The sequence below is a fragment of the Cupriavidus taiwanensis genome (genome assembly GCF_900249755.1).
Taxonomy (GTDB): Bacteria; Pseudomonadota; Gammaproteobacteria; order Burkholderiales; family Burkholderiaceae; genus Cupriavidus; species Cupriavidus taiwanensis_D.
Genome location: NZ_LT976853.1, coordinates 792,716 through 814,732, shown reverse-complemented (window position 1 = coordinate 814,732; position 22,017 = coordinate 792,716). Strand labels below are relative to the sequence as shown.

At 69.1% G+C, this 22,017-nt stretch carries 19 protein-coding genes; 14 read left to right on the top strand and 5 right to left on the bottom strand.

The genetic code is table 11. The features are described from left to right. Positions 1 to 36: 36 nt before the first annotated feature. The 10 genes from CBM2594_RS03720 (at position 37) to CBM2594_RS03675 (ending at position 10,639) form a co-directional block, all read left to right on the top strand. Complete coding sequence (locus CBM2594_RS03720; RefSeq protein WP_116355659.1) at positions 37 to 924, top strand: HlyC/CorC family transporter; 888 nt, start codon at positions 37 to 39, stop codon at positions 922 to 924. Next, positions 921 to 2,537 (top strand): apolipoprotein N-acyltransferase, encoded by a 1,617-nt coding sequence (gene lnt / locus CBM2594_RS03715; RefSeq protein ID WP_116355658.1) that lies wholly within the window; start codon positions 921 to 923, stop codon positions 2,535 to 2,537. The genes CBM2594_RS03720 and lnt overlap by 4 nt, the downstream gene beginning before the upstream one ends. A gap of 570 nt (positions 2,538 to 3,107) precedes the next feature. After that, positions 3,108 to 4,070 carry a glycine--tRNA ligase subunit alpha gene (glyQ, locus tag CBM2594_RS03710; protein ID WP_116355657.1) on the top strand — a complete coding sequence of 321 codons (963 nt, stop codon included), beginning with the start codon at positions 3,108 to 3,110 and terminating at the stop codon, positions 4,068 to 4,070. Further along, positions 4,067 to 4,696 (top strand): hypothetical protein, encoded by a 630-nt coding sequence (locus CBM2594_RS03705; protein ID WP_116355656.1) that lies wholly within the window; start codon positions 4,067 to 4,069, stop codon positions 4,694 to 4,696. Before glyQ ends, CBM2594_RS03705 begins: the two co-directional genes overlap by 4 nt. A 37-nt stretch (positions 4,697 to 4,733) precedes the next feature. Beyond that, on the top strand, positions 4,734 to 6,857 hold the full coding sequence (glyS, locus tag CBM2594_RS03700) for a glycine--tRNA ligase subunit beta (RefSeq protein ID WP_116355655.1): 2,124 nt from the start codon (positions 4,734 to 4,736) through the stop codon (positions 6,855 to 6,857). 39 nt (positions 6,858 to 6,896) lie between these two features. Beyond that, positions 6,897 to 7,550 (top strand): D-glycero-beta-D-manno-heptose 1,7-bisphosphate 7-phosphatase, encoded by a 654-nt coding sequence (gene gmhB, locus CBM2594_RS03695; RefSeq protein ID WP_232346552.1) that lies wholly within the window; start codon positions 6,897 to 6,899, stop codon positions 7,548 to 7,550. Positions 7,551 to 7,602: 52 nt separating this feature from the next. Then, entirely contained in the window at positions 7,603 to 8,367 is a 765-nt protein-coding gene (locus CBM2594_RS03690) for a lysophospholipid acyltransferase family protein (protein WP_116355654.1), read from the top strand. Then, positions 8,364 to 9,230, top strand: a complete 867-nt coding sequence (locus tag CBM2594_RS03685; RefSeq protein ID WP_116355653.1) for a M48 family metallopeptidase — start codon at positions 8,364 to 8,366, stop codon at positions 9,228 to 9,230. The genes CBM2594_RS03690 and CBM2594_RS03685 overlap by 4 nt, the downstream gene beginning before the upstream one ends. 84 nt (positions 9,231 to 9,314) lie before the next feature. Next, positions 9,315 to 9,722, top strand: a complete 408-nt coding sequence (gloA, locus tag CBM2594_RS03680; protein WP_116355652.1) for a lactoylglutathione lyase — start codon at positions 9,315 to 9,317, stop codon at positions 9,720 to 9,722. Positions 9,723 to 9,787: 65 nt separating this feature from the next. Then, positions 9,788 to 10,639 (top strand): DMT family transporter, encoded by an 852-nt coding sequence (locus tag CBM2594_RS03675; RefSeq protein WP_198048148.1) that lies wholly within the window; start codon positions 9,788 to 9,790, stop codon positions 10,637 to 10,639. Positions 10,640 to 11,828: 1,189 nt separating this feature from the next. Here CBM2594_RS03675 and trpS read toward each other — a convergent pair. From trpS to CBM2594_RS03650, 5 genes are all read right to left on the bottom strand, one after another. Further along, positions 11,829 to 12,866, bottom strand: a complete 1,038-nt coding sequence (trpS, locus tag CBM2594_RS03670) for a tryptophan--tRNA ligase (protein ID WP_116355650.1) — start codon at positions 12,864 to 12,866, stop codon at positions 11,829 to 11,831. Between the two features lie 71 nt (positions 12,867 to 12,937). After that, on the bottom strand, positions 12,938 to 13,771 hold the full coding sequence (rsmA, locus tag CBM2594_RS03665; RefSeq protein ID WP_116355649.1) for a 16S rRNA (adenine(1518)-N(6)/adenine(1519)-N(6))-dimethyltransferase RsmA: 834 nt from the start codon (positions 13,769 to 13,771) through the stop codon (positions 12,938 to 12,940). A gap of 17 nt (positions 13,772 to 13,788) precedes the next feature. After that, complete coding sequence (gene pdxA / locus CBM2594_RS03660) at positions 13,789 to 14,880, bottom strand: 4-hydroxythreonine-4-phosphate dehydrogenase PdxA (RefSeq protein WP_116355648.1); 1,092 nt, start codon at positions 14,878 to 14,880, stop codon at positions 13,789 to 13,791. Positions 14,881 to 14,922: 42 nt separating this feature from the next. Further along, on the bottom strand, positions 14,923 to 16,392 hold the full coding sequence (locus CBM2594_RS03655; RefSeq protein WP_116355647.1) for a peptidylprolyl isomerase: 1,470 nt from the start codon (positions 16,390 to 16,392) through the stop codon (positions 14,923 to 14,925). Between the two features lie 9 nt (positions 16,393 to 16,401). Next, positions 16,402 to 18,843 carry an LPS-assembly protein LptD gene (locus CBM2594_RS03650; RefSeq protein WP_116355646.1) on the bottom strand — a complete coding sequence of 814 codons (2,442 nt, stop codon included), beginning with the start codon at positions 18,841 to 18,843 and terminating at the stop codon, positions 16,402 to 16,404. Between the two features lie 251 nt (positions 18,844 to 19,094). Here CBM2594_RS03650 and CBM2594_RS03645 point away from each other — a divergent pair, with 251 nt between their 5' ends. From CBM2594_RS03645 to murU, 4 genes are read left to right on the top strand one after another with little or no spacing between them, the layout of a single operon-like run. Further along, positions 19,095 to 20,129 carry an aminoglycoside phosphotransferase family protein gene (locus CBM2594_RS03645; protein WP_116355645.1) on the top strand — a complete coding sequence of 345 codons (1,035 nt, stop codon included), beginning with the start codon at positions 19,095 to 19,097 and terminating at the stop codon, positions 20,127 to 20,129. Between the two features lie 4 nt (positions 20,130 to 20,133). Then, entirely contained in the window at positions 20,134 to 20,937 is an 804-nt protein-coding gene (locus CBM2594_RS03640) for an AzlC family ABC transporter permease (RefSeq protein WP_116355644.1), read from the top strand. Continuing rightward, positions 20,934 to 21,260, top strand: coding sequence for an AzlD domain-containing protein (locus CBM2594_RS03635; protein WP_012351792.1), 327 nt, complete (start codon positions 20,934 to 20,936; stop codon positions 21,258 to 21,260). The genes CBM2594_RS03640 and CBM2594_RS03635 overlap by 4 nt, the downstream gene beginning before the upstream one ends. Beyond that, positions 21,257 to 21,982, top strand: a complete 726-nt coding sequence (murU, locus tag CBM2594_RS03630) for an N-acetylmuramate alpha-1-phosphate uridylyltransferase MurU (protein ID WP_116355643.1) — start codon at positions 21,257 to 21,259, stop codon at positions 21,980 to 21,982. Before CBM2594_RS03635 ends, murU begins: the two co-directional genes overlap by 4 nt. Positions 21,983 to 22,017 lie beyond the last annotated feature (35 nt).

Below are 22,017 nucleotides of genomic sequence, written 5' to 3'. Positions count from 1 at the left end.
TCCTTCAGACGATCTCCACCACGCGCTCGCCGCGAAATGAACGACCCCTATCCCAGTTCGAAGCCCGCTTACCTGAAGCAGGCCGATCGGCCCAGATCGCTGCTCGAACGCCTGTCAGACCTGATCTCCCCCGAGCCGGACACCCGCGCGGAATTGCTTGAAGTGCTCCAGGAAGCGCACGAGCGCAACCTGATCGATGCCGATTCCCTGTCGATGATCGAGGGCGTGTTCCAGGTTTCCGAACTGACCGCCGCCGACATCATGGTGCCGCGCGCGCAGATGGATATGGTCAATATCGCCGACGCGCCGGAGACCTTCATCCCGTTCATGCAGCAGACCGCGCACTCGCGCTTCCCGGTCTATGAAGGCAGCCGCGACAACATCATCGGCATCCTGCTGGCCAAGGACCTGCTGCGCTACTACACCGATCCCGCCTTCGACCTGCGCGAAACGCTGCGCCCGGCGGTGTTCATCCCGGAATCCAAGCGCCTGAACATCCTGCTGCGCGATTTCCGCATCAACCGCAACCATATCGCCATGGTCGTCGACGAATACGGCGGCGTGGCCGGGCTGGTGACGATTGAGGACGTGCTCGAACAGATCGTGGGCGATATCGAGGACGAGTTCGACCTCGACGAAGACCAGGACAATATCCTGCCGATGCCCGACGGCAGCTGGCGCGTGCACGGCCTGACCGAGATCGCGCAGTTCAACGAGGCCTTCGGCACCGGCTTCTCCGACCACGATGTCGATACCGTCGGCGGGCTGCTGTCCAACCATGTGGGGCACGTGCCCCATCGCGGCGAAGTGATCACGCTGCCGCCGATCCGCTTCGAGGTGCTGCGCGCCGACGCGCGCCAGGTGCACCTGCTGCAGGTGCACCGCGAAGCCAACGCTGACAGCGCCAGCGCCGCCAGCGCATGAAGTTTCCCGCTCCGCTCCCCAACGGCGCCGCTGCCGACGCCGGCGCTGCCGGTGTGCCCGGCACGCGCGCGCATTCGCGCGCCGCGACGCTGGCGCGGCTGCTGCTGGCCGGCGTGCTCGGCATCGCCCATACCCAGGCCTTCGCCCCGCATGACTGGTGGTGGCTGCAGATCCTGTCGCTGGCCGGCCTGGCCGCGCTGATCGCCGATGCGCCGCGCACGCGCGCGGCCGGCGCCATCGGCTATGCCTTCGGCCTGGGCTGGTTCCTGTCCGGCATCTGGTGGCTCTATATCAGCATGCACGTGTACGGCGAGATGCCGTCGTGGATGGCCGCGCTGGCGGTGGTGCTGTTCGCGGGCTTCCTGTCGCTCTATCCCGCGCTGGCCGGCGCGCTGTGGCACCGGCTGACGTCACGCCTGCCTGCCGGCGCGCTGCTGGCGCCGCTGGCGTTCGGCGCCGCGTGGGGCCTCACTGAATGGCTGCGCGGCGTGGTGTTCACCGGCTTCCCGTGGCTGTCGGGCGGCTATGCCCACGCCGACGGCCCGCTGGCGGGCTTCGCGCCGGTGCTGGGCGTGTACGGCATCGGCGCGCTCGCCGCCGCGGTGGCGGCATTGCTGGCGGCCGCGGTGCGGGGATTCGGCCGGGGCGAGCGGCGCCGCGCGCTGGGCGCGCTGGCGCTGGCGCTGCTGGTGCCCGCCGCCGGCGCGGCGCTGGCGCCGCTGGCGTGGACCACGCCCGCGGGCAAGCCGCTGACGGTGCGGCTGCTGCAAGGCAACGTGGCGCAGGACATCAAGTTCGAGCCCGCCGGCATCCAGCGCTCGATCGAGCTGTACCGCGACATGATCACCGCGGCGCCGGCCGACCTGGTGGTGACGCCCGAAACCGCGTTCCCGGTGATCCTGCAGGAGCTGCCGGTCGACGTGGCCATCGCCGTGCGCGACTACGCGCTGGGCAGCGGCACCACGGTGCTGTTCGGCGCCGCCGGCGCCGATTCCCCGGTCGACTTCACCAACAGCGTGTTCGGCCTGGGCCCGGAAACCGAGCGCCTGTACCGCTACAACAAGCATCACCTGGTCCCGTTCGGCGAATTCATCCCGCTGGGCTTCCGCTGGTTCGTCGACATGATGAAGATGCCGCTGGGCGACTTCCGCCGCGGCGGGCTGGACCAGGACTCGCTGCCGGTGCGGGGCGTGCGCGTGGCACCCAATATCTGCTACGAGGATTTGTTCGGCGAAGAGATCGCGCAGACGCTGCGCCAGCAGCCGGCGCCCGCCAACCTGCTGGCCAACCTGACCAACCTGGCGTGGTTCGGCGACACCATCGCGCTGGACCAGCACCTGCAGATCTCGCGCATGCGCGCGCTGGAAACGCGCCGGCCGATGCTGCGCTCGACCAATACCGGCATGACCGCGGTGGTGCGCCCGGACGGCTCGGTGCAGCAACGCCTGCCGACCTTCACCGTCGGCACGCTGACGGCCGAGGTGCAGGGCATGCAGGGGCTGACGCCTTATATCCGCTGGGGCAATGCGCCGGTGCTGGCGCTGGTTGCGCTGGTGCTGGGGATGGCGGCGTGGCGCGCGCGCCGAAAACGCGGGGAACGCCGGGCCGGCTGAAGGCGCAAGGCAGGCAGGCACCGGGCGCCGCGGATCACCGCGGCAGGCCCGGTACCGGTGGCGCGCCAGTTGCGCGCCGGCAGGTTCAGTTCAGCAGTCCGGTCGCCACGGACACGGTGGCCGCGGCGATCATGACCGCGATTGCGACCAGGTAAGGTTTGCGAGAAAGAAGTGCCATGATCCGTATGTCCCCATCACTATTCAATATCTGACGAGCGGCTGCCGCGGTACGGTCCGGGAGCCGCCGTGCCTGCATACCGGCACGGAATGTCAATCGCAACGCTCTGAAACGGGTTGCTTACTCATACTGTATACAAAAACGTTATCGGCAAGCAGCGGCGGGACTTGAAATCCGCGTCAGTATTTTCCCGAGGCGTTGCGCCGGGCCGACATTGACGCACCGCCGCGCGCCGGCCCGGCCATCGGTGCGTGCCCCATGCAGCCCCGCCAAACGGGGCGCCGCGCCAAAAAGCCGATAGAATTCAGGGTTTGGCAAAATCCGTATGCGGCGGCTCCGGCACGTGCTGCGCGGCCTCGGCTTGCCTCCGCTTGCCTCTACCTAGTCTTCCTATGCTGACCTTCCAACAAATGATTCTGACCCTGCAGGCCTACTGGGACCGGCAGGGCTGCGCGCTGTTGCAACCCATCGATCTGGAGGTCGGCGCCGGCACATCCCACGTACACACCTTCCTGCGCGCGATCGGCCCCGAGCCGTGGCGTGCCGCCTACGTGCAGCCGTCGCGACGGCCCAAGGACGGCCGCTACGGCGAGAACCCGAACCGGCTGCAGCACTACTACCAGTACCAGGTGGTGCTCAAGCCCGCGCCGGAGAACATCCTGGAGCTGTACCTGGGCTCGCTCGAGGCGCTCGGCCTGGACCTGAAGCAGAACGACATCCGCTTCGTCGAGGACGACTGGGAGAACCCCACGCTGGGCGCCTGGGGCCTGGGCTGGGAAGTCTGGCTCAACGGCATGGAGGTGACCCAGTTCACCTACTTCCAGCAGGTGGGCGGCATCGACTGCAAGCCCATCACCGGCGAAATCACCTACGGCATCGAACGTCTGGCGATGTACCTGCAGAAGGTCGAGAACGTCTACGACCTGGTCTGGACCGAGTGGGTCGAGAACGGCGAGACCCGCCGCCTGACCTACGGCGACGTGTACCACCAGAACGAGGTGGAGCAGTCCACCTACAACTTCGAGCACAGCAACACGGAAATCCTGTTCCGCCATTTCGCCGAGCACGAGGGCGAGGCGCGGCGGCTGATGGGCAATGGCGAAGGCGCCGACGCTGGCCAGGACTCCGGCAAAGACGCCGGCACGCGCCTGGCGCTGCCGGCCTACGAGCAGGTGCTCAAGGCCGCGCACACCTTCAACCTGCTCGATGCGCGCGGCGCGATCTCGGTGACCGAGCGCGCGGCGTATATCGGCCGTATCCGCAACCTGTCGCGCCTGGTGGCGCAGGCCTACTACGACTCGCGCGAAGCCCTCGGCTTCCCGATGTGCGGCAAGCGCGACGGAGCGCAGGCATGAGGCTGCTGGCGCGCAGCGCGCTGGGCTGCGCCCTGGCCCTTGCCACGCTGGCCGCGGCGGGCAATGCCATCGGCGCGCGCGCGCAGGCCGCTCCCAGCGCGCAGGTGCTGATGCTGCCGGCCGAGCTGAGCAATGTGTGCGAGGCCGACGCGCAGGCACTGCAGCTGGCGATGGCGCGCCAGTGGCGGCCGTCGCTGAACGCACTGGACCAGTGGACGCAGCTGGTGCGCTCGTTCTCGTGCGACCTGTCCGGCCAGCGCGACCTGGGCTGGCACCGCGTGCCGCTGCGCGCCTATGAAAGCGCGATCCGCTACCCGCTGACCTGGGTCGAAACCGAAACCCACAACGGCCGCACCCGGCGCAAGGTCAAGACCTACTACTCGGCCTCGCAGCTGCCGCCGAAGATCGATTTCTGGGTCGGCGGGCGCATCGACGAGATCCGCTACGACAAGCGCCTGCGCCGCATCGACGCGCGCTTCCCGGCCGCCGGCAGCCGCGGCGGCGGCAATGGCGCCGCCAGCGCCGCGGCGGCCGCCCAATGCGCCTACACCACGCTGCAATTCCGGCAACAGAACGGCCTGTGGCTGCTGTCCGGGGTGGAACCTAATCTTTCGCCGCGCTGCTGACAAGCAACGCGCGCTTTCAACCTGTTGGATACGATTCATGTCGCAACCCATGACCGACTCGCTGCTGATCGAACTGTTCACCGAAGAGCTGCCCCCCAAGGCGCTGGCGCGCCTGGGCGACGCCTTCGCGCAGGGCCTGTTCGCCGGCCTGGGCGAGCGCGACCTGCTCGAGCCGGGCGCCACGGTGACGCCGTTCGCCACCCCGCGCCGCCTGGCGGCGCTGGTCAGCGGCGTGCGCCGCAACGCGCCGGACCGCGAGCAGCGCGAGAAGGTCCTGCCGCTGTCGGTGGCGCTGGACGCCAACGGCGAGCCGACCGCGCCGCTGGCCAAGAAGCTGGCTGCATTGGCCAGGTCCGTCGGCGTTGCCGAGATCGACTGGCAGTCGCTGGAGCGCGCCTCCGACGGCAAGGCCGAGGCGTTCTTCTACCGCTACACCGCGCGCGGCGCCGAGCTGGCTGCCGGACTGCAGGCCACGCTGGAAGACACGGTGGCGAAGTTGCCGATCCCCAAGGTCATGAGCTACCAGCGCCCGGACGGCAGCACCGTGCATTTCGTGCGCCCGGCGCATAGCCTGATCGCGCTGTTCGGCTCGGAAATCCTGCCGGTGACGCTGCTGGGGCTGCAGGCCAGCAACCTGACCCAGGGCCACCGCTTCCTGTCGCATGGCGCGATCGAGATCGCGCATGCCAATGACTATGCCAGGCAGCTCGAGTCCGCCGGCCGCGTGGTGGCCAGCTATGCCGAGCGCCGCGAGCGCATGCGCAGCGCGCTGCTGCAGGAGGCCGGCGCCGACCAGGTGATCATGCCCGAGGCGCTGCTCGATGAAGTCAACTCGCTGGTGGAATGGCCGGTGGTGTATGCCTGCCATTTCGAGGAAGCCTTCCTGGCGGTGCCGCAGGAATGCCTGATCCTGACCATGCAGACCAACCAGAAGTACTTCGCACTGACCGATGCCGACGGCCACCTGCGCAACCGCTTCCTGATCGTGTCGAACCTGGCCACCGAGACGCCGCAATCGATCATTACCGGCAACGAGCGCGTGGTGCGCCCGCGCCTGGCCGATGCCAAGTTCTTCTTCGACCAGGACCGCAAGAAGACGCTGGCGTCGCGCGTGCCGCAACTGGCCAGCGTGGTCTACCACAACAAGATCGGCACGCAGCTGGACCGCGTGCAGCGCCTGCAGCAGATCGCCGGCCATGTCGCCGATGCGCTCAACGCCAGCGGCGTGGCCACCGACAAGGCCGCGGCGATGCGCGGCGCCGAACTGGCCAAGGCCGACCTCCTGACCGACATGGTCGGCGAGTTCCCCGAGCTGCAAGGCACCATGGGCACCTACTACGCCCGCCACGACGACGAAGCCGAGGACGTGGCGCTGGCCTGCTCCGAACACTACCGCCCGCGCTTTGCCGGCGATGCGCTGCCGGCCGGCGCGGTCAGCACCGCGGTGGCGCTGGCCGACAAGCTCGAGACCCTGGTCGGGATCTGGGGCATCGGCCTGCAGCCCACCGGCGAGAAAGACCCGTTCGCGCTGCGCCGCCACGCGCTGGGCATCCTGCGCATGCTGATCGAAAAACCGCTGGCGCTGTCGCTGTCGGCGCTGCTGGCGCAGACGCAGCAGGCCTTTGCCGGCATCGCCGCGGTCAAGCCGGCGCCCGACGCCATCCTCGACTTCCTGTACGACCGCGTGCGCGGCTACCTGAAGGACAAGGGCTACACCACCAATGAAGTCGAGGCCGTGGTCAGCCTGCGCCCGGACCGGCTGCACGACATCCTCGGCCGCATGGAAGCCGTGCGCACCTTTGCCGCGCTGCCCGAGGCCGAGGCGCTGGCCGCCGCCAACAAGCGCATCACCAACATCCTGCGCAAGAACACCGAGCCGGTCGGCGCGGTCGATCCGGCGCTGTTCCGGGAAGAGGCCGAAGGCGCGCTGCATGCCGCCATCGAGCGCGTGCGCCCGGCCGTCGAGGCCGCCTTCGCCAGCGGCGACTTCACCGCCGCGCTGCGCGACCTGGCCCAGCTGCGCGACGCCGTCGACCAGTTCTTCAACGACGTGATGGTGATGGCCGAGGACGCGCAGCTGCGCGCCAACCGGCTGGCGCTGCTGGCCTCGCTGCATGCGCTGGCCAACCGCGTCGCCGACATCTCCAAGCTGGCCGCCTGAGCGGCGCCCGCAGCCAAGCCTCAAGCAACGGAGCCGCACATGCCGCAGACGCCGCCCAAGTTTGTCATCCTGGACCGCGACGGGGTGGTCAACCTCGACAGCGACCAGTTCATCAAGACCCCCGATGAATGGGTGCCGATCGACGGCAGCCTGGAAGCCATCGCCGCGCTGAACCAGGCCGGCTACCGCGTGGTCATCGCCAGCAACCAGTCCGGCATCGGCCGCGGGCTGTTCGAGATGAGCGCGCTCAACGCCATGCACGAGAAGATGCACAACGCGCTGGCACGGCTGGGCGGGCGCGTCGAGGCGGTGTTCTTCTGCCCCCATACCGCCGCCGACGGCTGCGCATGCCGCAAGCCGCGCTCGGGCATGCTGGAACAGATCAGCGAGCGCTTCGGCATCGAGCTGCGCGGCGTGCCGATCGTCGGCGATTCGCTGCGCGACCTCGAAGCCGGCGTCGCGGTCGGCTGCGTGCCGCACCTGGTGCGCAGCGGCAAGGGCCTGAAGACGCTCGACAAGGGCGGGCTGCCGCCCGGCACGCAGGTGCACGACGACCTGCGCGCCTTCGCCCGCTGGCTGACCGGCAACGACGGCGGGCAGCGCCAGCCGGCCCCGGGCCCTCAAAGTGCCCAAAGTGCCCAAAGTGCCCAAAGTGCCCATGGTGCCCCTGGCGGCCATGGCGCCGCCGGCTGACCACGCCCGCGGCCGGCCCTCCGCACCCATTATTTCCCTTTGCGCCCCCCGCATGACGTTCCTCCGTTCCCTGTTGTTCGCGCTGTACCTGCTGGTGCTGACGCCGCCCTACGCCTGCGCCTGCTTCCTGGTGTTCCCGTTCATGAATGCCGACCAGCGCTTTCGCTTCGTGCGCGGCTGGCCCCGCATGGTGATCCGGGCCGCGCGCGCCATCTGCGGCATCCAGTACCAGATCCAGGGCCATGAGCACATGGATGTCATGCTGGACAAGCCGGTGGTGCTGCTGTCCAAGCACCAGTCGGCCTGGGAAACCGTGGCCTACGTGGCGCTGATGCCCAGGCCGCTGTGCTTCGTGTTCAAGCGCGAGCTGCTGCTGGTGCCGTTCTTCGGCTGGGCGCTGGGCATGCTGAAGATGGTCCATATCAACCGCAAGGAAGGCACCCGCGCGTTCGCCTCGGCGGTGCGCCAGGGCCGCGAGCGGCTCGCCGAAGGCGCGTGGATCATCATGTTCCCCGAAGGCACGCGCACCCGTTCGGGCCTGGAAAAACCGCGCTACAAGAGCGGCGGCGCGCGCCTGGCGGTGGAAACCGGCGCCTGGGTGCTGCCGATGGCGGTCAATTCCGGCCGGGTCTGGCCGCGCAATTCCTTCATGAAATATCCGGGCATGGTGACGATCTCGGTCGGCCCGCCGATCGCTTCGGCCAACAAGACCGCCGACCAGCTCAACCAGGAAGTGGCCGAATGGATCGAACGCGACATGCGCCGCATCGACCCGGAAAGCTACCGGACCGCGCAGCGCAGCGAGTCGGCCGCATGAAGCTGCTGCGCCCCGCCTCCGACGCCGACGGCGCGCAGCTGGAACTGCCGCTGGCGGAATCCGGCCATGCGCCGCAGCCGGCGGCGCCGCTGGCACCGGAGCCGCAGCATCCGCAGGCGCCGGCCTGGCCGGTGCCGCAGCCCAACGCGCGCCTGCTGCGCATCGGCGAGCGGCCGCTGCACTACACGCTCAAGCGCTCGGCGCGCCGCACCATCGGCTTCACCATCGACGACCGCGGCCTGTCGATCACGGCGCCGCGCTGGGTCACGCTGGCGGACATCGAGTCGGCCATCCTGGAAAAGCAGCGCTGGATCTTCAACAAGCTGGGCGAGTGGCGCCACCGCGAAGCGCGCCGCATCCTGCCGACGGTCCAGTGGCGCGACGGCGCCGCCCTGCCCTTCCTGGGCCAGCCGCTGACGCTGGCGCTGGAATCGCCGATCGGCGCGCTGCTGTTCGATGCCGACCGCCGCATGCTGCACCTGGCGCTGCCCGCCCACGCCGACGAGCAGCAGATCAAGGATCGCGTGCAGGGCTGGCTGCAGCAGCAGGCGCGCCGCCTGCTGGCCGAGCGGCTGGAACTCTATGCCGGCAAGCTCGGCGTGCGCCACACCGGCTTCGCGCTGACCTCGGCCGCCACGCGCTGGGGCAGCTGCACCGCCGACGGCAAGATCCGGCTGAACTGGCGGCTGATGCATTTCCCGCTGTCGATGATCGACTATGTCGCCGCGCACGAACTGGCGCACCTGAAGGAAATGAACCACGGCCCGCGCTTCTGGGAAACCGTCGAGTCGATCTTTCCCGAGTTCCGCGACGCCCGCGCGCAGTTGCGCGCGCATCCGCCCGAGCTGTTGCCGACGTTCTGAGGGCCGGGGGGCCCGCCCGGTGGGTTTCGGCCAAAGGCTCTAAAATGGCGCCTTCCCATACCGATAACAGTTGAAGGTCCTCCCATGCGACTCCTCCACACCATGCTGCGCGTCGGCGACATGCAGCGCTCCATCGATTTCTACACCCGCGTGCTCGGCATGCAGCTGCTGCGCGAGAGCGACAACCCCGAATACAAGTACCGACTGGCCTTTGTCGGCTATGGCCCGGAGAGCGAGACCGCGGTGCTGGAGCTGACCTACAACTACGGCGTCGACAAGTACGACCTGGGCACCGCCTACGGCCATATCGCGCTGGAAACCGACAATGCCGCGGCCGCGTGCGAGCGCATCCGCGCCGCGGGCGGCAAGGTCACGCGCGAAGCCGGCCCGGTCAAGGGCGGCACCACCGTGATCGCCTTCGTCGAAGACCCGGACGGCTACAAGATCGAGCTGATCGAGCGCCATTCCACCCGCGACGCCAGCCGTCCCTGAAGGCCTGCGCCGTGAGCACGCAGGGCATCGCGCGCCAGCCGCTCGACGCCACCGCCATCGGCCTGATGGTGGTGCTGTGCGCCGCCTGGGGGCTGCAGCAGGTGGTGATCAAGGTCACCGCGCCGCTGATGGGCGCGGTGCTGCAGGCCGGCGTGCGCTCGGCCGTGGCGGCGCTGCTGGTGTTCGGCTTCGCGGCGTGGCGCGGCACGCCGCTGTGGCGGCGCGACGGCACGCTCAACGCCGGCCTGCTGGCCGGGCTGCTGTTCGGGGCCGAGTTCTTCTGCATCTTCGTCGGCCTGGGGCACACCACGGCCTCGCGCATGGCGGTGTTCCTGTACACCGCGCCGATCTTTACCGCGCTGGGACTGCATGCGGTGGTGCCGGGCGAACGGCTGCGTCCCGGGCAATGGCTGGGCGTGGCACTGGCATTCGCGGGCATGGCGCTGGCCTTTGCCGATGGCATCGCCGCGCCGTCGGCGCAGGGCAGCACGCTGCTGGGCGATGCGCTCGGCATCCTTGCCGGCGCGCTGTGGGCGGCCACCACCGTGGTGGTGCGCGCCAGCCCGCTGGCGAGCGCGCCGGCCAGCAAGACGCTGCTGTACCAGCTGGCCGTGTCCGCGGTGGTGCTGCTGGCCATGGCGGTGGCCGGGGGCCAGACCGCCACCATGCAACTCGACGGCGTGGTGCTGGCCAGCCTGTTCTACCAGTCGGTGCTGATTGCCTTTGCCAGCTACCTGACCTGGTTCTGGCTGCTGCAGCGCTACCTGGCGTCGCGGCTGTCGGTGTTTTCGTTTTTGACGCCGCTGTTCGGGGTCGCCTTCGGCGTGGTGCTGATGCACGATGCCGTGGGGCCGCGCTTTGCGGTGGCGGCGGTGCTGGTGCTGGCGGGGATCGTGCTGGTGAATCGGCGGGGGTGAGGGGTGGGGGTGAGGGCAGGAGCGTCAAAGGCTGAGGCCCGTGGGTGGAAACCGTTGGCTTCGCTTGATGTGGCTCGTTGCCAGCCCACCCCTCACCCCAACCCTCTCCCCGTGAGGGGAGAGGGAGAACACCTTGCTTAGGCTAGTTCGGGCGGCTTGGGCGCACCCAAAGACGTTGGCCTTGCTTGATGTGGTTCCTAGCTAAACCACCCCTCACCCCAACCCTCTCCCCGTGAGGGGAGAGGGAGAACACCTTGCTTAGGCTAGTTCGGGCGGCTTGGGCGCACCCAAAGACGTTGGCCTTGCTTGATGTGGTTCCTAGCTAAACCACCCCTCACCCCAACCCTCTCCCCGTGAGGGGAGAGGGAGAACACCTTGCTTAGGCTAGTTCGGGCGGCTTGGGCGCACCCAAAGACGTTGGCCTTGCTTGATGTGGTTCCTAGCTAAACCACCCCTCACCCCAACCCTCTCCCCGTGAGGGGAGAGGGAGAACACCTTGCTTAGGCTAGTTCGGGCGGCTTGGGCGCACCCAAAGACGTTGGCCTTGCTTGATGTGGTTCCTAGCTAAACCACCCCTCACCCCAACCCTCTCCCCGTGAGGGGAGAGGGAGAACACCTTGCTTAGGCTAGTTCGGGCGGCTTGGGCGCACCCAAAGACGTTGGCCTTGCTTGATGTGGTTCCTAGCTAAACCACCCCTCACCCCAACCCTCTCCCCGTGAGGGGAGAGGGAGAACACCTTGCTTAGGCTAGTTCGGGCGGCTTGGGCGCACCCAAAGACGTTGGCCTTGCTTGATGTGGTTCCTAGCTAAACCACCCCTCACCCCAACCCTCTCCCCGTGAGGGGAGAGGGAGAACACCTTGCTTAGGCTAGTTCGGGCGGCTTGGGCGCACCCAAAGACGTTGGCCTTGCTTGATGTGGTTCCTAGCTAAACCACCCCTCACCCCAACCCTNCCACCCCTCACCCCAACCCTCTCCCCGTGAGGGGAGAGGGAGAACACCTTGCTTAGGCTAGTTCGGGCGGCTTGGGCGCACCCAAAGACGTTGGCCTTGCTTGATGTGGTTCCTAGCTAAACCACCCCTCACCCCAACCCTCTCCCGCTGAGGGGAGAGGGAGAACACCTTGCTCAGGCTAGCTCGAGCGGCTTGGGCGCACCCAACACCGCTCTCCTTCTTCCGCGCGGCGGGGTTTACCGCCGCGCCTCGAACGAGAACATGCCCAGCGCGTCGCGCACTTCCTCCAGCGTCTTCTGCGTCAGCGCGCGCGCCTTTGCGGTGCCCTCGCGCAGGATGTCGAAGACATAGTCCGGGTCCTTGGCCAGCGCTTCGCGGCGCTCGCGGATCGGGGCCAGCATGTCCTGCAGCACGCCCTCGATACGGCGCTTGAGCACCATGTCGCCCAGGCCGCCGCGCTGGTAGTGTTCCTTCAGCGCCTGCACTTCCTCGGTGTTCGGATCGAACGCATCCAGGTAGGTGAACACCACGTTGCCCTCGACCTGGCCGGGATCGGACACGCGCAGGTGGTTGGGGTCGGTGTACATGCTGTGCACCGCGGCCTTGATCTGCTCGGGCGCGGCCCCCAGCGCGATCGCGTTGCCCATCGACTTGCTCATCTTGGCCTTGCCGTCGACGCCGGGCAGGCGGCCGAACTGCGGGATCATCGCCTTGCACTCGGGCAGCACTTCGCGGCCGACCTGGTGGTTGATGCGGCGCACGATTTCATTGGTCTGCTCGATCAGCGGCGCCTGGTCCTCGCCCACCGGCACGACTTCAGCCTTGAAGCCGGTGATGTCGGCGGCCTGCGAGGCCGGATAGCACAGGAAGCCGGCCGGGATGTCGCGGCCAAAGCCGCGTGCCTGGATTTCTTCCTTGATGGTCGGGTTGCGCTCCAGCCGCGCCACCGTGACGAAGTTCAGGTACATCAGCGTCAGCTCGGCCAGCGCGGGCAGGTGCGACTGCACCGTGATGGTGGTCTTGGCCGGGTCGATGCCGACGGCCAGGTAGTCCAGCGCCACCTCCAGCACGTTGCGGCGCACCTTGTCGGGATCGTGCGCGTTGTCGGTCATGGCCTGGGTGTCGGCCAGCAGCAGGTATTGCTCGTGCGAATCCTGCAGCGCGACGCGGCTCTTGAGCGAGCCGACATAGTGGCCGAGGTGCAGCGGGCCGGTGGGACGGTCGCCGGTCAGGATCACGGGACGCCGGTTGGTTTGGCTGGTTTGGGCTGTCATGGGACGGTCTTGCACGGAAATAGTCGCGGGGAGAGTCTGGATGCTTGGGAATGCGGGAATTCGGCGCGCGCTCAGGCGGCCTGGCCGGAAGCCTTGTCGCCCAGGCGCCGGGCCAGCTCGACATACTCGCCGACCGGCACTTCCTCGGCGCGCCGGCCCAGGTCGAAGCCCATGGCATCGAAGTCGACCTGGTCGCGCAGGAACGACAGCGTGTTGCGCAGCACCTTGCGCCGCTGCGAGAACGCCGCCGTGACCACGTCGCCGAGCACGGTGATGTCGCAATCGGCATGCGGCGAACGCAGCCGGCCGTCGCCGTGGCGCGGCCACGGGATCATGCGGACCACGGCCGAGTCCACCTTGGGCGGCGGGTTGAAGGCGCCCGGCGGCACATCCAGCACGTGCTCCATGTAATAGCGCACCTGCAGCATGATCGACAGCCGCCCGAAGGCCTTGCTGCCGGGCTCGGCAACCATGCGCTCGACCACCTCCTTCTGCAGCATGAAGTGCTGGTCGTGGACGTGGTCGGCGAACTCCATCAGGTGGAACAGCAGCGGGCTGGAAATGTTGTACGGCAGGTTGCCGACGATGCGCAGCGGACGGCCCGGCACGGCGAGCTTGTCGAAGTCGAAGTCGAGCGCGTCGCCGGCGTGGATCTGCAGGCGGTCGCCATAGCGGCGGCGCAGCCGCTCGACCAGGTCGCGGTCCAGCTCGACCACCTGCATCTGCGCGATCCGCTCTAGCAGCGGCGCGGTCAGCGCGCCCAGGCCCGGGCCGATCTCGACCAGCACGTCGCCGGGCTGCGGGCTGATGGCATTGACGATGCCGTGAATGATGGTGTCGTCGACCAGGAAGTTCTGCCCGAATCGTTTGCGGGCCACATGGCCCTGGTGCACGTTAGAACGCATGATGGTTTAGTCCGGCTTCAGCATGGCGGCTGCGTGCCGGTAGGGGTGTGGCCGGTGGCGCCGGCGCTGCCGGGCCGGCGGCCATTGGCGTGGCCAGACATGATAACCGCGGTGCGGATGGCCTCGATCATGCTGCCGTGTTCGGCCTGGCCGGTGCCGGCGAGGTCGAGCGCGGTGCCATGGTCCACCGACGTGCGGATGAAGGGCAGCCCCAGCGTGATATTCACGCCGTGGCCGAAGGTGCCGTACTTGAGCGGCGCCAGCCCCTGGTCATGGTACATCGCCAGCACGCAGTCGGCATCGCGCAGGTGGCGCGGCTGGAACAGCGTGTCGGCCGGGAACGGCCCGCGCGCGTCGATGCCGGCATCCTTGGCCTGCGCCAGCGCGGGCGTGATGATGTCGATCTCTTCGCGGCCCATGTGGCCGCTTTCGCCGGCGTGCGGGTTCAGGCCAGTGACCAGGATGCGCGGCCGCGCGATGCCGAAGCCGCGGCGCAGGTCGGCATCGATGATCGTCAGCGTCTGCACCAGCAGCGGCACCGACAGCGCGTCGGGCACCGCGCGCAGCGGCAGGTGGGTGGTGGCCAGCGCGACGCGCAGCATGGCGTGGTCGTGCGCGGGCTGGGGGCCGGCCAGCATCATCACCACGCGCGCCACGCCGGCGCGGTCGGCGAGGTACTCGGTATGGCCGGTGAAGGGCACGCCGGCGTCGTTGATGGTGCTCTTCTGCACCGGTGCCGTGACCATCGCGGCATACCGGGGCGCGGCGCCGCCGTGCGCGCGGCAGCCGTCGATGGCGGCATCGAGCAGCTTCAGCACATAGGGGCCGTTGCGCGCGTCGAGCCGTCCGGCCTCGCACGCCACCGCCAGCGGGATGTCCTCGATCACCACGCCGCCGTCGGCAATGCGCCGCTCCCAGGCATGGGTCGCGCCCAGCGCCTCGGCGCGTTCGGCCAGCAGGCGGGCATCGCCCAGCACATGGAAGCGGTACGCCCCGCCGTCGGCGCCATGGTTGGCGCCCGCCAGCTGCAGCAAGGCCCCGATGGTGATATCGGGGCCGATGCCGGCGGGTTCTCCGGTGGTGATGGCCAGGGCTAGCGGGTCGGGCATGTCGGGTCGGCGCTTGTCGTCGGACGGACGGGGACCGGCGCGTCAGCGCTGCCGGTTGACCCGGTACTCCACGTACGCCTGCGAGCGCAGCTGGCGCACCCAGTCATCATAGGCGGCGCGCAGCTTCTGTTCGCGGACTTCGGCGCGGGCAAAGTCGCGCTGCTTCTCGGGCGACAGCTCGGTTTCGCGGCGGTTCAGCACCTGGATCAGGTGCACGCCGAACTGCGTGACCACCGGCTCGGAGATCTCGTTCGGGCGCAGCCGGCTCATGGCCTGCTCGAATTCGGGCACCAGCTCGCCCGGCGAGACCCAGCCGAGATCGCCGCCGTTCTGCGCCGAACCGTCCTGCGAGAAGCGTTTGGCGGCGTCGGCGAAGTCGCCGCCGTGGGTGATGCGGTCGCGCAGCGTGCCGAGCTGGCGGCGCGCCTCGGCCTCGGGCATGTTGGGGCCGGTGCGGATCAGGATATGGCGCACCTGGGTCTGCGTGATCTTGCCCGCCGCGGCCGGGCCCGAGGCCGGCGCCGCGCGCTTGGCCACCAGCTTGACCACATGGAAGCCGGCGGCGCTCTCGATCACCTGCGGCGCCACCGCGCCGGGCTGCAGGTCGACCACGGCATTGGCGAACAGCGCCGGCAGGCGGCCGATCTCGCGGAAGCCCATGGCGCCGCCCTGGGCCGCTTCGGGGCCTTCGGAGTTGGCCTGCGCCAGTTGCGCGAAGTCGGCGCCGTCCGCGGCCTGCTTGAGCAGCCCCTCGGCCTTGGCGCGCAGCGCCTGCTTCTGCGCGTCCGAGGCATTCTCGGGCACGCGCACGAGAATCTGCGCCATGTTGTATTCGGTCGGGCCGCCGGCCGCGCCCTGGCCGCCGCGCGCCGCCAGGTAGTTGTCGATCTCGCCGTCGTAGACCTGCACCTTGGAATCGACTTCGCGCTCGCGCAGGCGGATCACCTGCACCTGCTTGCGCAGCTCGTCGCGGTACTTGGTCCAGGTCATGCCGCTGCCCTCGACCCGGCGGCGCAGCTCGGCCGCGTTCATCTGGTTCTGCTGCGCCACCGATTCGATGGCGCGGTCGACTTCCTGGTCGGTCACGCGGATGCCGGCGTCCTGCGCTGCCTGGGCCTGCACGCGCTCCATCACCAGGCGCTCGAGCACCTCGCCCAGCAGGTCGGCACGCGCGGGCACCGGCCGGCCGGCGGCGCGCAGCTGGCCCTCGATCTCGTCGGCGCGGTCAAGCAGTTCGCGCCGCGTGATCACGCTGTTGTTGACCACCGCCACCACTTCGTCGATCAGCTGCGAGCGCTTCTGCCCGCCGGCCTGCGGCACGCCGAGCTTGGGCTGGCTGGACGGGGCGGTGACATCGGACGACTGCGGCACGAAGATGCCGCTGGCGCGCGACCCGGGTGCCTTCAGTTGCGCGGCGGCGGGCAGCGCCATCGCGGCCAGCACGGCCGGCAGCAGCAGGCGGTGCCAGGACGTCAGCAAAAAGGAAAACACGGCGAATTCTTGACGTTTCATCGTAATCCGTCATTCATAGTGATCGAACTGGGTCGTCGGCACCGGCTTGGCCGAGACCGGCTCGTAGCCCGGCACGTTCAGGCGCAGGATGTTCAACGGGTTGGACCCGATCTTGGAAAGGCCACGGAACTCCACCTGCAGGAAGACCCGCCCGGTGTAGCCCTGGGTGGTATTGCGGAAACGCTGGTAGACCACGCGCCCGACCCAGCAGTCGGCAGCGTACTCGACCCCGGCCAGCGCATCGACCATCTGGCTGGCGGTCAGGTCGAAGGCGAAGCGCGCGATGCCGTAGGCGCGGCGCGTGATCGGCCACTGGCTCGACACCTCGAACTGGTCGATCGCAGTGTTGTCGGTCACCGAGGTGGGCCGGCGGTAGCGGTAGCCGGCGTTGAACACCTTGCGCGACTCGGGCCGGTACGTGAACGCTACGTTGCCGTAGTTGATCCGGTCCGAATCCGGGTTGAACTGCACCCCCGCATCCAGGTAATAGCCGCGGAACAGCTGGATGGTGGTGGCGGCCAGCAGGTCCGACGAGCCCGCCTTGGGATCGGTCAGCGTGCCGTTGAGCTGCACGCGCTGGCCGCTGAAGTCATAGCGCTGCGCCAGCGTGCCGCGGAAGCGCTCGATGCCGGTATCGGACTCGATCAGTCGCGTGGTCACGCCGCCGGTCAGCTTGTTGTTGTCGGCGATGCGGTCGTAACCGGTGAACGGGTTCTCGCTGAAGATCTGCCCGTAGCCGAAGTCGGACTGCACCGTATCGAACAGCGGGAACTGGCTCTGGTCGCGGAACGGCGTGTAGACGTAGAACAGGCGCGGCTCCAGCGTCTGCACATAGTTGACCCCGAACAGGCGGCTGATGGTCGGCGCATCGCGCTCGAAGGTCATGCCCGAGTCCAGGCTGACGGTCGGGATCGCGCGCGACAGATTGTTCTGCGCGGTCGGCGTGTTGGTGGCCGCTTCCATCTGGTACTGCGCGGCGTTGAACGAGACCTTGGGCGTCACGTACCAGCCGGCGCGCACGATCGGGTAGCTGATGCTCGGCTGGAAATACATGCGCTCGCCCTGCGGCTGCTGGAAGCCGGTGGACGTCAGCGGAATGCGGAAGCGCGTGTAGTCGGCTTCCATCTGCACGTCGAAGCCGCCCAGGTCATAGCGCAGGTACTTGCCGTTGAGCTGCGGCACGCGCTCGTAGGATGGCTCGCTGGGACGCAGCGTCTGGAACTTCTGCACCCGCGCCAGCAGGGTGAAGTCCTGCCAGTTGTAGGTGACGCCGCCTTCCTGCGTGTACTGCCGCAGCGTCGATTGCGAAACGCTGCGGTTGAAGTCGTCCGGGTAGCGGTCATCGGATACCCGGTTCAGGTTCAGGTAGGCGCCGAGCCCCGGCGCCAGCGTCTGGGTGTGCTGCAGCGAGTAGGCCCAGCGGTTCGAGTTGGTCTTCCGGTCGTCCGGCAGGAACTCGGCGCGCACGCGTCCGGAATAGGTTTCGCTCAGGTAGCGGTACTCGCCCCCGAGCTGCAGGCCGCGCTCGGTCATCAGCCGCGGGTAGAGGGTCAGGTCGCGGTTGGGCGCGATATTGACGTAGTACGGCGCGGTCAGGTCGAAACCCGATTTCGAGCTGTAGCCCATCAGCGGCGGCAGGAAGCCGCTGCGGCGGTCGTCGTTGAGCGGGAAGCTGAACGCGGGCGCGGCCGCGATCGGCACGCCGAAGAAGTTCAGCACGCCGCCGTAGGCCACGCCCACCTGGCGGTCGCTGTCCAGGTCGATCCGGTTGGCGCTGAAATACCAGTCGGCGTTGTCGGGCGAACAGGTGGTGTACGACGCCTGCCGGGCCGTGCTGCGGTTCTGGTCGAGGAAGTCGATGCGCTCGGCCTTGCCGGTGCCGCCGGTCTGCTGGAAGTAGTAGTCCGGCGACAGCATATAGCCTTCGTTGGCCTCGACCTTGAGCCGCGCCTCCGGGCCGACCGCCAGCGTGCCGCCGCGCGACATGCGCACATTGCCCTGCGCGAAGGCCTCGTCGGTGTCCTGGTCGTAGGTCAGCTTGTCGCCCTTGACCACGCCGCCGTCGCGGCGCAGTTCGGCATGGCCCTCCAGCGCGACGCCGCGCTCGCTGTAGCCGGTCATGCGGTCGGCTTCGATAAAGGTGGGGGCGTCGGGGTCGGACTCGCCCCGGGCGGCCGGCTCGGCCAGGCGCGGCACCAGTTCGCCGGACTCGACCGGCAATGGCGGCGCCGGGGGGGCGGCTTCGAACACCGGCTCGACCTGGTCGAGGTCGGGGATCGCCGAGCCGGTCATCTGGCCATGGGCACCGGCCGACAGGCCGGCCATGGCCAGCACCAGCGGGCGCAGCGCGCCCGCATGCAGGCCGCCGGCGCGCCTGGCGCGGGCCGGGGCGCGGGGGGAAGCAGGCGCAGGCAAGGCCCTGTTGTTCGGTGATCGTTGTGGTTCGGTCATTCGCACGGGTGGTCAGTCTCGGCACGGACAGCGGCTCGCCTGCAGGCCGCCAGGCCCCGCCGGGGCAGGCTGCGGGGCAACGCGGCCCCTCCCGGAGGCCACCGGCGCCCCGGTCTGGTCGGGTATTATACGGGGCAACCCGGGGTGCTCTTGCCGCTTACTTCCGGTTTCATTTGCGGCGTCATCGAGGGCTTTCCCTTTCGCTCCGCCCCGCGCCCCCATCCCCACACGTGCCTCCGACAAGTACCTGTATGGCAGCTCTTCCCCACGACCCGCGCCTGGACCAGCTCAAGGCCTGGGTGGCCGGACTCGGACCGGCATGGTCCGCCGATCCCGCTTCCTGCGTCCCGGCCTCGGCCGATGCCAGCTTCCGGCGCTATTTCCGCGTCCGCACCGGCCATCCCGCGCATCCCACCGCGATCGTGATGGACGCCCCGCCCGCGCACGAGGACTGCCGCCCGTTCATCCATGTCTGCCAGCTGTTCGGCGCCGCCGGCGTGAACGTGCCGACGGTGCTGGCGCAGGACCTGGACCAGGGTTTCCTGCTGCTGGCCGACCTGGGCAGCCAGACCTACCTGTCGAAGCTGGACGAGTCCTCCGCGCCCGGCCTGTACGCCGACGCGGCCGCCGCGCTGGTGCGCATCCAGGCCGCCACCCGCCCCGGCGAACTGCCCGCCTACGACCGCGCGCTGCTGCAGCGCGAGCTGGACCTGTTCCCGCAGTGGTACGTGGCCAGGCATCTCGGCGCGACGCTGTCCGACGCGCAGCAGGCCGACTGGCGCGAAGTGACCGAGGCGCTGCTTGCCAACAACCTCGCCCAGCCCCAGGTCTACGTGCACCGCGACTTCCACTCGCGCAACCTGATGGTGCTCGACGGCAGCGCCAACCCGGGCGTGCTGGACTTCCAGGACGCCGTGACCGGCCCGATCACCTACGACGCGGTCTCGCTGTGGCGCGACGCCTATATCGAATGGGATGAAGAGCAGCAGCTCGACTGGCTGATCCGCTACTGGGAACGCGCGCGCAAGGCCGCGCTGCCGGTCAATGCCGACTTCGGCGAGTTCTACCGCGACTTCGAATGGATGGGGCTGCAGCGCCATCTGAAGGTGCTGGGGATCTTCGCGCGCCTGTACCACCGCGACGGCAAGGACGGCTACCTGGCCAACCTGCCGCTGGTGATGAAGTACACCCGCCAGGTGGCCGGGCGCTATACCGAACTGCGCAAGCTGATCCGCCTGCTGGACGCGCTCGAAGGCGTGGCCAGCCCGGCCGGCTATACCTTCTGACGCCATGCCCGATCACGCCTCCGGTCCGGACGACAGCGCTGCGCCCGCCATCACCGCCGCCGGCGAATGGCTGGCCGGGGCGCGCGCGCTCGCGCCGATGCTGCTGGGCGTGGTGCCGTTCGGGCTGATCTACGGCGTGCTGGCGGTCGGCGCCGGCATGCCCGCATGGCTGGCCTGCGCGATGAGCGCGATCGTGTTCGGCGGCGCCTCGCAGATGATCCTGACCCAGCTGTGGAGCGCCGGCACCCCGGCGGTGGTGATCACGCTGACGGTGGCCATGGTCAACCTGCGCCACGCGCTGTATTCGGCCACCATCGCGCCGACGCTGGCGCACCTGCCGCGGCGCTGGAAGGCGCTGATCGCCTACCTGCTGACCGACGAGGCCTTTGCCGCGATGACGCACCGGCTGGGCGATACCGGCCCGCGCGCGCGCTACCGCCACTGGTACTACTTCGGCGGCGGCTTCGCGCTGTGGGCGAGCTGGCAGCTGTCGACGCTGGCCGGGGTGCTGGTCGGCGCGCAGGTGCCGCGCGACTGGCCGCTGGACTTTTTCCTGCCGCTGACCTTCATCGGCATCATCGTGCCGGGCCTGAAGCACCGCTCGCATGTCGCCGCGGCGCTGGCGGCCAGTGTGCTGGCGGTGGCGTGCTACAGCCTGCCGCACAAGCTGGGCCTGATGGTGGCCGCGCTCGGCGGCATTGCCGTGGGCATGCTGGTGCTGGGACGCGGCAACCGGCCCGGGCCGCGCGCCGCCAGCCACGCCGCTGATTCTGGCACCAGCGGCACCACCGGCAAGGAGGCCGCATGAGCGCGCTGACGCTGCTGTGGGTGTTCCTGGCCGCGGGCCTGGCCACCTTCCTGATCCGCCTGTCGTTCATCGCCGTCGAAGGCCGGGTGCGGCTGCCGTCGTGGTTTCGCACCGCGCTGCAGTTCGTGCCGGCCGCGATGCTGTCGGCGCTGATCGCCCCTGACCTGCTGATGCAGCAGGGCGAGCTTGCCCTGACCCCGACCAACGCCAGGCTGGTGGCCGGCGTGGTCGCCATCCTGATTGCCGCACGAACCCGCAGCGTGGGCTGGACCATTGCCGGCGGCATGGCCACGCTGCTTGCCCTGGAGGCCCTGTTCCGATGAAGGTGATGATCTTTGCCGCCGGCCGCGGCGAGCGCATGCGTCCGCTGACCGATGCCTGCCCCAAGCCGCTGCTGGCGGTGGGCGGCAAGCCGCTGATCGCCTGGAAGATCGAAGCGCTGGCGCGCGCGGGGCTGCGCGACATCGTCATCAACCACGCCTGGCTCGGCGCGCAGATCGAAGCCGCGCTGGGCGACGGCAGCCGTTTCGGCGTGCGCATTGCGTATTCAGCCGAAGGCGAGGCGCTGGAAACGGCAGGCGGCATCGCCAGGGCCCTGCCCCTGCTGTCGCAGGACCCGGTCCGCGGCGAGATCTTCCTGGCGGTGTCCGGCGACATCTTCTGCGACTACGATTTCCGCGCTCTGCTGCCGCGCGCGCAGGCGCTGGCGGGCGCCGCCGCACCCCGCATGCACCTGGTGATGGTGCCGAACCCCCCGTTCCACCCGCGCGGCGATTTCGCGCTGGACGCGCACGGACGGCTGTCGCTCGAGGCCGAGCCGGCCAACGGCACGCGGCTCACGTTCGGCAATATCGGGCTGTATGACACGCGGCTGTTCACCGATATCGTGCCGGGCACGCGGGTGGCGATGACGCCGATCTACCACGCCGGCATCGCCGCCGGCACCGCCACCGGCGAGCGCTTCGACGGGCGCTGGGAGAACGTGGGCACGCCGGCGCAGCTGGCCGAGCTGGACGCCATGCTGTCGGCCGCGCAAGGGCGCTAGCGCGCGACTTTGGCGCCACTGGCGCAGCGGCGCCG